9 protein-coding genes are annotated in these 14,025 nt (G+C 71.9%); 3 read left to right on the forward strand and 6 right to left on the reverse strand.

Features of this window, described 5'->3' with window-relative positions:
* Positions 1–13: 13 nt before the first annotated feature.
* From ABEA43_RS24930 to ABEA43_RS24955, 6 genes are all read right to left on the reverse strand, one after another.
* A complete protein-coding gene (locus ABEA43_RS24930) occupies positions 14–154 on the reverse strand; it encodes a hypothetical protein (RefSeq protein WP_345565333.1) in 141 nt (46 codons plus the stop codon).
* The gene (gene nrfD, locus ABEA43_RS24935) at positions 151–1,152 is read right to left on the reverse strand and encodes an NrfD/PsrC family molybdoenzyme membrane anchor subunit (protein WP_345565335.1); all 1,002 of its coding nucleotides are present in this window, start codon (positions 1,150–1,152) and stop codon (positions 151–153) included. The genes ABEA43_RS24930 and nrfD overlap by 4 nt, the downstream gene beginning before the upstream one ends.
* Entirely contained in the window at positions 1,149–1,967 is an 819-nt protein-coding gene (locus tag ABEA43_RS24940) for a 4Fe-4S dicluster domain-containing protein (RefSeq protein WP_345565337.1), read from the reverse strand. The genes nrfD and ABEA43_RS24940 overlap by 4 nt, the downstream gene beginning before the upstream one ends.
* 3 nt (positions 1,968–1,970) lie before the next feature.
* Positions 1,971–5,195, reverse strand: a complete 3,225-nt coding sequence (gene fdh, locus ABEA43_RS24945) for a formate dehydrogenase (RefSeq protein WP_345565338.1) — start codon at positions 5,193–5,195, stop codon at positions 1,971–1,973.
* Between the two features lie 78 nt (positions 5,196–5,273).
* Complete coding sequence (locus ABEA43_RS24950; RefSeq protein WP_345565339.1) at positions 5,274–6,686, reverse strand: rhamnulokinase; 1,413 nt, start codon at positions 6,684–6,686, stop codon at positions 5,274–5,276.
* Complete coding sequence (locus ABEA43_RS24955) at positions 6,683–7,684, reverse strand: LacI family DNA-binding transcriptional regulator (protein ID WP_345565340.1); 1,002 nt, start codon at positions 7,682–7,684, stop codon at positions 6,683–6,685. The genes ABEA43_RS24950 and ABEA43_RS24955 overlap by 4 nt, the downstream gene beginning before the upstream one ends.
* 138 nt (positions 7,685–7,822) lie before the next feature.
* Between ABEA43_RS24955 and ABEA43_RS24960 the strand changes: the two genes are divergently transcribed.
* From ABEA43_RS24960 to ABEA43_RS24970, 3 genes are all read left to right on the forward strand, one after another.
* Positions 7,823–8,884 carry a Gfo/Idh/MocA family protein gene (locus tag ABEA43_RS24960; RefSeq protein ID WP_345565341.1) on the forward strand — a complete coding sequence of 354 codons (1,062 nt, stop codon included), beginning with the start codon at positions 7,823–7,825 and terminating at the stop codon, positions 8,882–8,884.
* Positions 8,885–9,082: 198 nt separating this feature from the next.
* Positions 9,083–11,011, forward strand: a complete 1,929-nt coding sequence (locus tag ABEA43_RS24965; RefSeq protein ID WP_345565343.1) for a beta-galactosidase — start codon at positions 9,083–9,085, stop codon at positions 11,009–11,011.
* A 204-nt stretch (positions 11,012–11,215) separates the two neighbouring features.
* Positions 11,216–13,924, forward strand: coding sequence for an exo-rhamnogalacturonan lyase family protein (locus ABEA43_RS24970; RefSeq protein ID WP_345565345.1), 2,709 nt, complete (start codon positions 11,216–11,218; stop codon positions 13,922–13,924).
* Positions 13,925–14,025: the final 101 nt, after the last annotated feature.

The following is a 14,025-nucleotide window of genomic DNA, read 5'->3' on the forward strand; positions in this document are numbered from 1 at the left end:
CGTCATCACCACGTCACCCGGACGCGGCTGGAAGCCGGGGACGCCGGCTGACCGGCTCGGGCGCGGGCATGGTCCGGCCCGCCAGCCAGGACGTGGTGCAGATGACGAGCACGATGCCCATGAACGGCAGGTATTCGATGACTTTTCGTTTCATGTTAGGTCACGCTCAGCTTTCGCCTTGGCCAGCCGCCTGCGTTGCGGCTGGACGGTGTACTTCGGATCGCGGGCCGATTCCAGCCCCGCCCGGAAGATCCCGAACCGGGTGCACGCCGACCCCGCGAGCAGCGCCGCCCCCGCCGCCATGGCCGCGATCCTGCTGCGACGGCCGGCGGTGATCCCGGTCAGCGCGCCGGCCAGCGTCAGCATCTCGCCCGCGCGCAGCAGCCTGCTCCGCTTCAGCGGCTCGGCCACCGCGCCGAGCCGCCGCTCCATCCGCGCGGCGGCGACGCACTCGACGGCCGCCCCCAGCAGCGCCGCCCGGCGAGCCGGACCCGCCTCCGACAGCGGCGCGGCCAGCATGCCCAGCCCGCCGGCCGCCGCCGTGGCCGAGCCGGCGAACAGGAACGGCATCTCGCGGAACCCGCCGTGCCAGGCGGGGACGGCGGTGTCGCAGATCAGCGCGGCGGTGTAGGTGGCGACCGCGGGCCCGGCCAGCCCGGCGCCGACGGTCGCGGCCCGGCCCAGCAGAGGAAAGCGCCCGGTCAGATCCGTCACCGCCGCGCACCCGGCCTGCGGGCCGTAGACGCTGAGGATCCAGGTGCCGACGCTCATCGGCGAGGTCACCTTGAACACCCGCAGCATGTTGACGAAACGCTCCGGCCGCCCCAGGTCGTGGATCAGCGCGTAGAGCGAGCCGCCCAGCGCGCCCGCGGCCGCGACCTTGCTCACCCTGGCCAGCCGGTGGCTGCCGGTCAGCTCGGCGGCGGCGGCCAAGGTCGAGGACGCCCCGGCCAGGCCCCCGAGGAACAGGTAGCCGGCGATGTCCTGCGCCTGCCAGGTCGGCTCGTTCAGCACCGGCCGCCCGTAGTAGGAGTCGAAGTCCGCCTTGGGCACCATCAGCCGCTCGCGCCTGCGGCCCGCCGAGCCGGGCGTGGCCTCCCGCTCGGTACGCAGGCCGGGCGAGCCGTCCAGCCGGACGTCGGTCTGGCTCATGAGCGTCTCCTCCAAGCCGTCGCCGCCACGCCCGCGATGAGGGCGAGGGCCGCGACCCCGGCGTGCCGCCACATCGACGGCAGGTCTCTGGTGGTCACCACGGGATCCGGCGGCAGGCCGTACACCTCGGGCTCGTCGAGCAGCAGGAAGAACGCCCCCGTGCCGCCCACGCCGTCGCCCGGGTCGTGGCCGTACAGGCGGGCGGACGTCACGCCCGCCTCGCGCACCTGCTCCAGGCGTTGCGCGGCCCGCTCGCGCAGCTCTTCCAGGTTCCCGAACTGGATGGAGTCGGTCGGGCAGGTCTTGGCGCAGGCGGGCTCCTCGCCGGCGCCCAGCCGGTCGTAGCACATCGTGCACTTGGCCGCCGTGCCGCTGCTCTCCCGCTTGCCGATCACCCCGAACGGGCAGGCCGGCACGCAGTAGCCGCAGCCGTTGCAGATGTCCTCCTGCACCACGACGGTGCCGAACTCGGTGCGGAACAGCGAGCCCGTCGGGCACACGTCCAGGCAGGCGGCGTGCGTGCAGTGCTTGCACACGTCGGAGGCCATCAGCCAGCGGAAGTCGATGTCGCCGACCCCCGGCTCCTGGTGGCCGAGCGGGCGCCGCTGCTCGATGAAGGCGACATGCCGCCAGGTGTCCGCGCCGAGCCCGACGGTGTTGTCGTAGGACATGCCGGTGAAGGTCAGACCGTCCTCGGGGACGGCGTTCCACTCCTTGCAGGCCACCTCGCACGCCTTGCAGCCGATGCAGATGCTGGTGTCGGTGAAGAACCCCATCCGCCCGTCGCCGAGCTTCTCGTCCAGGTCGAAGGCCATGGCTCAGACCTCCGTTCCGGTGCCGCCGCGGACGCCCGCCCGCTCCTGGTACGACCTGACCAGCTCGGGCAGCGCCGGCCCCCGTGGCCGCCGCCCCGGTCTGATGTCCGCCGACAGGGCCTTGACCTCCTGGATGTGGGAGTTGGGGTCCAGCGCGATCGCCGACAGCTCGTTGGCCGCGTCGCCCCTGGCCAGGCCGTTCGGCCCGAAGTGGAACGGCAGCCCGATCTGGTGCACGACCTGCCCGTCGAGGTGCAGCGGCGCGATCCTGTCGGTGACCAGCACCCTGGCCTCGATGGCGTTGCGCGCGGTGACGACGGTCGCCCAGTCGCCGTGCACGAGCCCGCGCTCGGCGGCCAGCTCCGGCGAGACCTCGCAGAACATCTCCGGCTGCAGCTCGGCCAGGTACGGCGTGTGCCGGCTCATCCCGCCCGCGGTGAAGTGCTCGGTCAACCGGTAGGTCGTGACCACGTACGGATAGACCGACGCGCCCGGCTCGTTCCCGCTCGGGTGGTAGCGGTTGTCCTCGTGCGGATAGAGCTTGCGGGCCGGGTTGCGCTGGTGGCCGTACAACGGGTTGGCGACCGGCGAGTCCTGCGGCTCGTAGTGCGTGGGCAGCGGCCCGTCCACCACTCCCGAAGGCGCGAACAGCCAGCCCTTCCCGTCGCCCTGCATGATGAACGGGTCGATCCCGGACAGCGCCGCCACGCCCTGCGCGTCCGGCGCCGGCCGGTAACCGGGGCTCTTGCCCGCCTCGAAGTCGGGCACGTCGAAGCCGGTCCACTCGCCGGCGCCGGCGTCCCACCAGACCAGCTTCTTGCGCTCGCTCCACGGACTGCCGTCCGGCCTGGCCGAGGCCCGGTTGTAGAGCACCCGGCGGTTGGCCGGCCAGGCCCACGCCCATTCGGCGGCGATCCAGTCCTGCTCGGCGGCCGGTTTGCGGCGGGCGGCCTGGTTGACGCCGCCGGCGTACACGCCGCAGTAGATCCAGCAGCCGCAGGTGGTGGAGCCGTCGGCCTTGAGCTCCTGATAGCCGCTCAGCGGCCGGCCGTCGGCGTCCGAGCCGTTGATCTCGGCGAGCACGGCCTGCGCGTCGGGCTCGGCGGTGTCGCCTTCGACGGGATAGTCCCAGGTCAGGCTGAGCACCGGCGCGTCCATCGGGTCCGTGGAGCCAGCCAGCTTCGCCCTGATGATCCGCCCCAGGTGGTACATGAACCACAGGTCGCTGCGGGCGTCGCCGGCCGGTTCGACGGCCCGGTGGTGCCACTGGAGCCACCGGTTGGTGTTGGTGAAGCTGCCGTTCTTCTCGGTGTGCGTGGCCGCGGGGAAGAAGAACACCTCCGTGCCGATGCCGGCGGTCTTCAGCTCGCCGGTCTCGATCTCCGGGCCGTCCTGCCACCAGGTGGCGCTCTCGATCAGGTTGAGGTCGCGCACCACCAGCCAGTCGAGGTTGGCCATGCCCAGGCGCTGCATCCTGGCGTTGGCCGAGCCGACCGCCGGGTTCTCGCCGAGCAGCAGATAGCCCTTGCAGGTGCCGTCGAGCTGCGCCAGCACGGTGTCGTACGTGCTGTGCGACCCCGTCAGCCTGGGCAGGTAGTCGAAGTGGAAGTCGTTGTCCGGCTGCGCCGACTCTCCCCACCACGCCTTGAGCAGGCTCACCAGGTAGGAGGGCATGTTCGCCCAGAAGCCCTTGTGCGGCGCGTCGGCCCGCAGGAAGTCGCGCAGCCCCTCGTGCTCGTGCGCGTGGGGCATCGGGATGTAGCCGGGCAGCAGGTTGAACAGCGTCGGGATGTCGCTGGAGCCCTGGATGCTGGCGTGCCCGCGCAGCGCCTGGATGCCGCCGCCGGGCCGGCCCATGTTGCCCAGCAGCAGTTGCAGGATGCTCGCCGCCCGGATGAACTGCGAGCCGTCGCTGTGCTGCGTCCAGCCGACCGCGTACACGAACTCGGCGGTCCGCTCCGGTCCTGAGTTCTCCGTCAGATGCCGGCAGACCTGTGCGAACAGCTCCTTCGGCACCCCGCACACCCGCTCGACCATCTCCGGGGTGTAGCGGGCGTAGTGGCGGCGCAGCACCTGCATGACGCAGCGCGGGTGCCGCAGCGTCTCGTCGCGGTGCGCGGTGCCCTCCATCGGCAGCCCGGTGGCCCCGGGGACCTCGCTGCGGCCCGGCGGGGCCGCGCCGTCCTCGCCGTAGCCCGCGTCGCGGTCGCCCGAGGCGGCGGCGACCCTGGCGCCCTCGTACTGCCAGGAGTCGTCGTCGTAGACGCGTTTGTCCGCGTCGAAGCCGGAGAAGACGCCGTCCAGGTCCTCGGCGTCGCGGTAGTCCTCGCGCAGGATGGTGGCCGCGTTGGTGTAGTCGACCACGTACTCGTGGAAGTACAGGTCGTTCTCCAGCACGTGGTTGATGATCGCGCCGAGGAAGGCCACGTCGGAGCCGGCGCGGATGGGCACGTGCAGGTCGGCCAGCGCGCTGGTGCGGGTGAAGCGCGGGTCGATGTGGATGATCACCGCGCCGCGCGCCTTGGCCTCCATCACCCACTGGAAGCCGACCGGGTGCGCCTCGGCGAAGTTCGAGCCCTGGATGACCACGCAGTCGGAGTGCTGCAGGTCCTGCAGGAACGTGGTCGCGCCGCCCCTGCCGAACGACGTGCCGAGCCCGACCACGGTCGAGCTGTGGCACACGCGGGCCTGGTTCTCGATCTGGACCACGCCGAGCGACGTCAGCAGCTTCTTGATGAGGTAGTTCTCCTCGTTGTCCAGCGTGGCGCCGCCCAGGCTCGCGATGCCCATGGTCCGCGCGGTGCGCCTGCCGTCCTTCTCCCACTCCCAGGTCGCGCGCCGGGTGGCGATGATCCGGTCGGCCACCATGTCCATGGCGGTGTCCAGGTCGATCTCCTGCCAGTCCGCCGCGCCCGGCGGCCGGTAGAGCGTCTTGTACCGGCGGCCCGAGGCCGTGGTGAGCTGGAGCGAGGCCGCGCCCTTCGGGCACAGCCGTCCTCTGCTGACGGGGGAGTCGGGGTCGCCCTCGATCTGGACGACGCGCTCGTCGCGGACGTACACGTTCTGGGCGCAGCCCACCGCGCAGTACGGGCACACCGACTTGACGACGCGGTCGGCCTCGGTCGTACGGGCGCGCAGCGCCGCGGTCTTGGCCGACTTCACCGCCTGCCCCCGCCCCAGACGGTCCTTGCCGGTCAGCTGCCGCAGCAGCGGCCATGCGAAATCCATGAAGCCCCCCGATGTCCCCGGACCGACTCCTGCCCTGGTCAGAGCGGTGGAAAACCGGAGGGAGCAGTCCAGAGGGGGTCAGGAGATGCGGGCGGCGGCCTCGTCCCACGCGTGGGCGTCACCCGACGGCTCGTAGCGGCGCAGCGGCTGGGACGCGGCGATCAGCGAGCGCATCTCCGCCAGGTCGGCGACCAGCCCGGCCGAGCGCGCCTGGACGAGCACGTTGCCGAACGTGGTCGCCTCCGCCGGGCCCGCCACCACCGGCAGCCCGCAGGCGTCGGCGGTCAGCCGGCACAGCAGCTCGTTGCGCGACCCGCCGCCCACCAGGTGGACGACCTCGACGTCGCGCCCCGACAGCTCCATGGCCTGCCGCACCGCCAGCCGGTGCCCGAGCGCCAGGCTCTCCAGCACGCACCGCACGAACGCGGCGGGCGTGGCCGGCGGCTTCTGCCCGGTACGGCGGCACTCGGCGGCGATCCTGGCCGGCATGTCGCCCGGCGGCAGGAAGCCCGGCTCGTCCGGGTTCACCACGGCGGCGAAAGGCCGCTCGCTCGCCGCGGTGGCCAGCAGGTCGCCCAGGTCGGCGCCGGGCCAGGCGCGCAGGCACTCCTGCAGCAGCCACAGGCCCATGACGTTGCGCAGGTAGCGGACGGTGCCGTCGATGCCCGCCTCGTTGGTGAAGTTCGCGGCGCGGCTCTCCGGCGTGAGCACCGGTCCGGGCAGCTCCACCCCGGCCAGCGACCAGGTGCCGCAGGAGACGTAGGCGAAGGCGGGCCCGGTGGCGGGCACCGCGGCCACGGCCGAGGCCGTGTCGTGCGAGGCCACCGACCTGACGGGCGCCGACCAGCCGATCTCCGCGGCCACGTCGCGCCGCAGGCCGCCGACCGCCTCGCCGGGCTGCCGCAGCGGCGGGAACAGCCCGGCGGGCAGGCCGAGCTGCTTGATCAGAGGTGACGCCCACGACCTCGTGCGTACGTCGAGCAGCCCCGTCGTCGAGGCGTTGGTCACCTCGGCGCCGAGCTCGCCGGTCAGCCAGTAGCCGATCAGGTCGGGGATCAGCAGCATCGTCGCGGCCCCGTCGAGCCGGTCGGCCAGCAACTGGTAGATCGTGTTGAACGGCAGCACCTGCAGCCCGGACGTCTCGTACAGCGTGGCGGCCCCGGCAGTCTCGGCCACGTGCTCGGCCACGCCGCGGGTGCGGTCGTCGCGGTAGTGCACCGGGTTGCCCAGCAGCGCGCCGGACTCGTCGAGCAGCCCGTAGTCGACCGCCCACGAGTCCACGCCGATCGAGGAGACGGGCCCCGCGTTGCGCAGGCCGGTCAGGATCTCGCGGTAGAGGCCGAGGATGTCCCAGTAGAGGCGGCCCGCCACGCGCACGGGGCCGTTGGGGAAGCGGTGCGCCTCGGTCAGCCGCAGCCCGTCGGACAGGTCGGCCAGCATCACCCGGCCACTGGACGCGCCGAGGTCGACGGCGGCGAAACGGCGGCTCATTGCGTCGACTCCCTGGCGATCAGCTCCGGCTGGAACATGATGTGCTGATGTGCGTGCGTCTCGGGGTTGTCGCACTCGTCGAGCAGCAGCTCGGTGGCGATGCGGCCGAGCTGGTAGGTCGGCTGGCGCATCGAGCTGAGCGACACGGTCGAGGCGGCGGCGAAGTCGATGTCGTCGTAGCCCATCAGCGCCACGTCCTCGGGCACCCGCACCCCCGACCGCAGCAGCGCGCGCAGCACACCGAGCGCGAGCAGGTCGTTGGCGCAGAACACGGCCTCGGGCAGGCCACGCGCGAGCAGGTCGGCGGCCGCCTTCTCGCCGCCGCGGGCGGTCATCGTCGCCGCCTCCGCGACCTGGAGGTCGCCCGGGTCGAGCCCGGCGGCCCGCATCGCGGCCTTGGCGCCCTCGCACCGCTCCACGCACTGCCTGATCGTCATCGGTCCCGTGACGTAGCCCATCGTCCGCGCGCCCCTGGCCAGCAGGTGGGCCACGGCGGCCCGGCCGCCCGCGACGTCGTCCACGGCGACCGCGCACTGGTCGGGGCGGTGCGCCGGATGGTCGACGAGCACCACGCTGATGTCGCGGTCGCGCAGCCGCTCAAGCCGGCTCGGGTCCTCGCCGGAGGGGGTGATCAGCACGCCGCGCACCCGGTGCTCGGCCAGCACGCGCAGGTTGCGCTCCTCCTTGTCCAGCGAGCCCGCCGAGTTGCCCAGGATGACCGCGTAGCCCAGCTCGCTGGCCACGTCCTCGACCCCGGCCGCGACCTCGGTGAAGAACGGGTTGCCTATGTCGATCACGCTCAGGCCGATCGTCCTGCTGTGGCCGGCGCGCAGCGTCGAGGCGGAGCCGTGGCGGACGAACCCCAGCTCGTTGATGGCCGCCTCCACGCGCTCCCGTGTGGAGGGGGCGACTTTGCCGGGCCGGTTCAGTACGTTGGAGACCGTGCCTGGGGAGACGCCGGCGTGGGCGGCGACGTCCTTGATGCTGACCATGGCCATGGAGCCCAATTAAAACGTACTAACGAACTGCGCGCCAGTCGCGGCACCGGTGGGAACGCGGATTCGCGTTGACATCACGCGACGGAGGACCCTAACGTCGCGCGCCAGAAGTAAAACGTTTCTATAGGGGGAGCATTCGTGATCCGGGCTGCCATCGTAGGCGCCGGCGCCATCGCCGCACACAGTCACGTCCCCGCCGTCAGGGCTCACCGCGACCGGGTGGAGCTGGTCGCCGTCGCGGACGTGGACGAGGCCAGGGCGGCGTCGTTCGCCGCCGAGCACGGGATCCCCTCGGCGTACCCGGATCTGGGGGACCTGCTCGACGCCGAGCGGCCCGACCTGGTCATGGTGTGCACGCCGCCCCACGTGCACGTCGAGCAGGTGCTCGCGGCGCTGGGCGCGGGGGCGTGGGTGTGGTGCGAGAAGCCCGCCACGCTGTCGCTGGCCGAGTTCGACAGGATCCAGGCCGCCGAGGGCGACGGCGGCCCCTACATGACGGTGGTCTACCAGCAGCGCTTCGGCTCCGGCGCCGAGCACCTGCGCGAGCTGGGCGACGCGCTCGGCCGGCCGCTGGTCGCGCTCTGCCAGACGACCTGGCACCGCGGCGACGACTACTACGCCGTCCCCTACCGCGGCAAGTGGGCCACCGAGGGCGGCGGCACCACCGTGCTGCACGGCGTGCACCAGATGGACCTCATGCTGTCGGTGTTCGGCGACTGGGCCGAGATCCGCGCCATGGCCGGCACGCTCGACCGGCCGATCGAGACCGAGGACGTGTCGATGGCCATGGTCAGGTTCGACAACGGCGCGATGGCCTCCGTCGTCACCAGCGTGCTGTCGCCGCGCGAGGAGAGCTACCTGCGCTTCGACTTCGCCCAGGCGACCGTCGAGCTGCGCCACCTGTACGGCTACCGCAACGCGGACTGGACCTCCACCTCGCCGCTCTGGAACCCGCCGCGCGACCTGCCCAGCAGCCACGCCACCCAGCTCGGCCTGCTGCTCGACGCCTACGAGCGCGGCGTGCGCCCGCCCGCGAGCGGCGCGGACGGTCGGCGGGCGATGGAGTTCGTCACCGGCCTGTACGCCTCCGCCTTCACCGGCCGTCCCGTGCGCCGCGCGGAGATCACGCCGGACAGCCCGTTCTACCACCGGCTCGACGGCGGCATTGAAACGTTCTTCACCAGCACCGCCACTTCATAACGTTCAGATAACTACGAGGGGAAAGGCCTGTCGGCGAACTCGCCGGTGGTCCTGCGATTTCACCCCCGCTGACCAGGCCGGACCCGCTCACCGAGGGAGTCCGGGTCTTGTGCGGCCCGACAGGGAAACGTTTTAATCCCCCGTAAACGCTGGCGTAACAAGCTGTGAGCGCTAACAGTAATTCGAAAGGCAGGCTTCATGCCGGATGTCATCGCCTACGGCGGGGACTGGAATCCCGAGCAGTGGCCCGAGGAGACGTGGGAGCAGGACGTCGCGCTGATGCGCGAGGCCGGCGTCAACAGGGTCAGCGTCGGCATCTTCTCCTGGTCGTTGCTGGAGCCGGTGGAGGGCGTGTTCGACTTCGACTGGTTCGACCGCGTGATGGACCTGCTGGCGGCGAACGGGATCGGGGCCAACCTGGCCACGCCGTCGGCCTCCCCGCCGCCCTGGTTCGGCGAGGCCTACCCCGAGGCGTTGCCGGTCGACGCCGACGGGCGGCGGCTGTACCACGGCAGCAGGCAGGGCTTCTGCCCCAGCTCGCCGATCTACCGTGAGAAGGCGCTGCGCATCGCCGAGCAGGTGGCCCTCCGCTACCGGGACCATCCGGCGCTGGTCATGTGGCACATCCACAACGAGTACGGCTGCCACAACGCCCGCTGCTTCTGCGACACCTCGGCGGCGGCCTTCCGTGCCTGGCTGCGTACGCACCACTCCTCGCTCGACGCGCTCAACGACGCGTGGGGCACCGCGTTCTGGTCCCAGCGCTACAGCGACTGGTCGCAGATCCTGCCACCGCGCGCCACCCCCAGCTTCACCAATCCGGGCCAGCAGCTCGACTTCCGCAGGTTCAGCTCGGACGCGCTCGTGGAGCTCTACATCGCGGAGCGCGACCTGCTCAAGCGGCTCACCCCCGATGTGCCCGCGACCACCAACCTCATGGCCGGCGCGCACTGGGACATGGACTGCTGGGCCTTCGCCGCCGAGCTGGACGTGGTCTCCACCGACCACTACCTCATCGGGGCCCGCCCCGAGCCGCACATCGACCTGGCCTTCGCCGCCGACTACGCGCGCTCGCTGAACGGCGGCCGCCCCTGGCTGCTGATGGAGCACTCGACCAGCGCCGTCAACTGGCAGCCGCGCAACCTCGCCAAGACCCCGGGCGAGCTGCGCCGCAACTCGCTGGCCCATCTGGCCAGGGGAGCGGACGGCATCATGTTCTTCCAGTGGCGGGCCTCGCGCGCCGGGGCCGAGAAGTGGCACTCGGCGATGCTGCCGCACGCGGGCACCGGCACCAAGATCTGGCGCGAGGTGCGCGCGCTCGGCGCGGAGCTGGGCGAGCTCGCGCACGTGGCGGGCAGCACGGTTACGGCCGACGTCGCCATCCTGATCGACCACGCCAGCGTGTGGGCCCAGGACCACCCCGCCCAGCCGGTCGCCGATCTGGACCCGGTGGAGGAGACCAAGCGGTGGCACGCCGCGTTCTGGCGAGCCGGCGTCACCTGCGACCTGGCGCACCCGGAGGGCGACCTGACCGGCTACCGCCTGGTCCTGGTGCCCGCGCTCTACCTGGTGAGCGACGCGGGGGCGGCCAATCTGCGCGAGTTCGCCCGGCGGGGCGGGGTCGTGCTGGTGGGGCCGTACAGCGGGATCGTCGACGAGCACGACCGGGTGCGCCTGGGCGGCTACCCCGGCGCGTGGCGCGACCTGCTCGGGGTGAGCGTCGAGGAGTTCTTCCCGCTGGAGCGGGCCATCCTGCTCGGCTCCGGTGCGACCGGGAGCGTCTGGAGCGAGGTGGCGCACGTCGCCGGGGCGAAGGTCCTGGACGCGTACGTCACCGGCGAGCCCGCCTGGACCCGCAACGAGTGGGGCGAGGGGGCCGCGCACTACCTGACCACCCGGCTCGACGACGACGCCTTCGCCGAGGTCGTCGCCACGGTCTGCGCCGAGGCGGGCGTCGAGCCGGCCGCCGAGGTCCCGCCGGGCGTGGAGGTGGTACGGCGCTCGCACGCCGACGGCCGCTCCTACCTGTTCGTGATCAACCACACGGAGGAGGACGCGGTCGTGAAGACCCCCGCCGGTGAGGCGGTCACCGTCCCCGCCGGCGACGCCCACGTCATCCCCGTCTGACCCGTAAGGGTCCCAGCCCCATCCGGGCGCGCGCCCGGCCCGATCGCACCGCAGCCCGAACCCGCCCCGGCACCCCCGGGGCGGGTGCAGGATCCAGCGGTTACCCGTACCCGTTGGGAAAGCGCTTCCCGAGCCCGGCCGCACGCCGGTCCCGGTCACCCCCCAGGGCGCCGCCGAGGCGCCCCTTCCCGTACGGAGGTGCACATGTCCGAAATTTCGCGACGAAACGCTCTCAAGGGAATGGCCGCGGCCGGAGCCGCCGTTCCGCTGGCCTCGATGCTGGAGTCGCCCGCTTTAGCCGCCCTGTCCATCCCCGACGCCATCCCCGACGTCACGCTGAGCTGGCTGGAGGACAAGCCGGCCGAGGCCCCGGGCACCACCTGGGGCGTCCCGTGGCCGAAGGGCGCGGTGGCCAAGGAGCAGGCGTTCGCGCTCACGGCCGCCGGCGGGGCCGCCGTGCCCCTGCAGACCTGGCCGCTCGCCTACTGGCCGGACGGGACGCTGAAGTGGACCGCCCACGCGATCGGCCCCGACGCGCCGGTGGCGGAGACGTACACGCTGCGGCCTGGCACCGCCGCCGCGCCCGCGAAGCCGGTCACGGTCGAGGACAAGAAGCAGTACGTGGACGTGGACACCGGCGTGATCCGCGCCCGCGTGCGCAAGAGCGGCAGCGAGCTGATCAGTCAGATCTGGCGCGGCGAGACGGAGATCGCCCGCAAGGGCCAGCTCGTCAGCCTCAGGCAGGCCAGGATCGAGGACGGCGACGACCGGACGGTCGAGGTCGACTCCTACCTCAGCGACATCGCCAAGGTGGTGGTCGAGCAGTCGGGCCCGGTCCGCGCGGTCGTCCGGATCGAGGGCCGCCACACCTCGAAGAAGGGCAGGTCGTGGCTGCCGTTCACGATCAGGCTCTATTTCTACGCCGGCGGGGAGAGCGTGCGGATGACGCACACCTTCGTGTTCGACCGGGACGGGCAGCACGACTTCGTCGCCGGGCTCGGCGTGCGCTTCCGCGTCCCGATGCGCGACGAGGCGTACGACCGGCACGTCAGGTTCGTCGGTGACGGGCACGGGCTGCTCACCGAGGCGGTCAAGGGCATCACCGGGCTGCGCCGCGATCCCGGCCTGGCCGTGCGCCAGGCGCAGGTGGCCGGCACGAAGCTGCCCGCCCTCGCCACCTGGGACACCCGCGTCAGCAGCCGGATCCACCTGATCCCCGACTGGGGCGACTACACGCTCGCCCAGCTCTCCTCCGAGGGCTTCACCCTCAAGAAGCGCACCAAGAAGGGGTACGGCTGGGTCGCCGTCGACCAGGGTAAGCGGGCCTCGGGATTCGGCTACGTGGGCGGGACGAGCGGCGGGCTCGCGTTCGGCATGCGCGACTTCTGGCAGCGCCACCCCACGCAGCTCGACATCCGCGGGGCCGCCACCGGCGAGGCCGAGGCCACCGTCTGGCTCTGGTCGCCGGAGGCCGGGCCGATGGACACCCGCTTCTACCACGACGGGCTCGGCCAGGACACCTACCCGGAGCAGATCGAGGGCCTCAACATCACCTACGAGGACTACGAGCCGGGCTTCGGCACGCCGCTGGGCATCGCGCGCACCACGGAGCTCACGTTCTGGGCCGTGGCCGCCACGCCCGGCGCGGCCAGGCTGGCCGCGATGGCCGACGCCGTGCGGACGCCGCCGCTGATCGTCGCGCCGCCCGCGCACCTGGCGGCGGCCAAGGTGTTCGGCGGCCTGTTCAGCCCGGTGGACAGGTCCACGCCGGAGAGGAAGACCATCGAGGACCGGCTCGACTTCCTCTTCGACTACTACCGCAAGCAGGTCGAACAGCGTCACTGGTACGGCTTCTGGGACTACGGCGACATCATGCACACCTTCGACGAGGACCGGCACGTGTGGCGCTACGACGTCGGCGGCTACGCCTGGGACAACTCGGAGCTCTCGCCCGACCTCTGGCTCTGGTACGCCTACCTGCGCTCGGGCCGGTCCGACGTGTTCAGGTTCGCCGAGGCGATGACCAGGCACACCGGCGAGGTGGACGTCTACCACCTCGGCCCGTGGGCCGGGCTCGGCACCAGGCACAACGTCCAGCACTGGGGCTGCAGCGCCAAGCAGCAGCGCATCTCGACGGCCGCCTACCGGCGGATCTTCTACTACCTGACCGCCGACGAGCGCACCGGCGACCTGATGCGCTCGCTGGTCGACTCCGACAAGACGTTCCTGGCGATCGACCCGCTGCGCAAGATCCGTACGGAGCCGTACACGCCGGATCCGCAGGCCCTGGCCATCGGCCTGGGCACCGACTGGAGCGGCCTGGCCGCGGCCTGGCTCACCGAGTGGGAGCGCGGCGGCGACCCGGTCGCGCAGCAGAAGCTCATGTCCACCATGCGCACGATCGCGGCCATGCCCAACGGGTTCGTGACCGGTGAGGGCCTGTACAACCTCAGCACCGGCGAGTTCGCGCCCGCGGCCAGGAAAGTGGCCGTGTCGCACCTGTCGGCGATGTTCGGGCAGGTCGAGATCTGCGCCGAGCTGATCGACCTGATCGACATGCCGGACTTCGAGCGGGCGTGGCTGCAGTACTGCCGGCTGTTCAACGCCACCAAGGCCGAGCAGGCGGCCGAGACGGGCGCGGACTTCGGCAACCTCATACTCAAGCAGGGCCACTCCAGGCTCACGGCGTACGCGTCGGTCCGGCTGCGGCGCGCCGACCTGGCCGCCAGGGCCTGGACGGAGTTCGCCACCGGCGACGGCTACGCCCCGACCCTGCCGTGGAAGTCGGAGAAGGTGGCCACCACCCTCACCCCGACCGACGAGGCGGCCTGGGTCTCCACCAACACCACCGCGCTCTACGGACTGGCCGCCATCCAGAACCTGGCCCTCGTGGGCGACCAGCTCAACGGCTGATGGATTAAAACGTGTCACCGCCCCCGAGCGTGCTCTCCACCGCATCGGGGGCGGGGATCGCATTGACACAGCGCACCAGGAATCATAGTTTCCTCGCGAAG

The sequence above is a fragment of the Nonomuraea rosea genome, from assembly GCF_039539705.1.
Taxonomy (GTDB): Bacteria; Actinomycetota; Actinomycetes; order Streptosporangiales; family Streptosporangiaceae; genus Nonomuraea; species Nonomuraea rosea.

Bases quoted from the DNA above. Each gene is read 5' to 3' on its own strand.
- ABEA43_RS24950 (WP_345565339.1), bottom strand. From the start codon at position 6,686: ATGAGCCGCCGTTTCGCCGCCGTCGACCTCGGCGCGTCCAGTGGCCGG.
- ABEA43_RS24940 (WP_345565337.1), bottom strand. From the start codon at position 1,967: ATGGCCTTCGACCTGGACGAGAAGCTCGGCGACGGGCGGATGGGGTTC.
- ABEA43_RS24930 (WP_345565333.1), bottom strand. From the start codon at position 154: ATGAAACGAAAAGTCATCGAATACCTGCCGTTCATGGGCATCGTGCTC.
- nrfD (WP_345565335.1), bottom strand. From the start codon at position 1,152: ATGAGCCAGACCGACGTCCGGCTGGACGGCTCGCCCGGCCTGCGTACC.
- fdh (WP_345565338.1), bottom strand. From the start codon at position 5,195: ATGGATTTCGCATGGCCGCTGCTGCGGCAGCTGACCGGCAAGGACCGT.
- ABEA43_RS24965 (WP_345565343.1), top strand. From the start codon at position 9,083: ATGCCGGATGTCATCGCCTACGGCGGGGACTGGAATCCCGAGCAGTGG.
- ABEA43_RS24955 (WP_345565340.1), bottom strand. From the start codon at position 7,684: ATGGCCATGGTCAGCATCAAGGACGTCGCCGCCCACGCCGGCGTCTCC.
- ABEA43_RS24970 (WP_345565345.1), top strand. From the start codon at position 11,216: ATGTCCGAAATTTCGCGACGAAACGCTCTCAAGGGAATGGCCGCGGCC.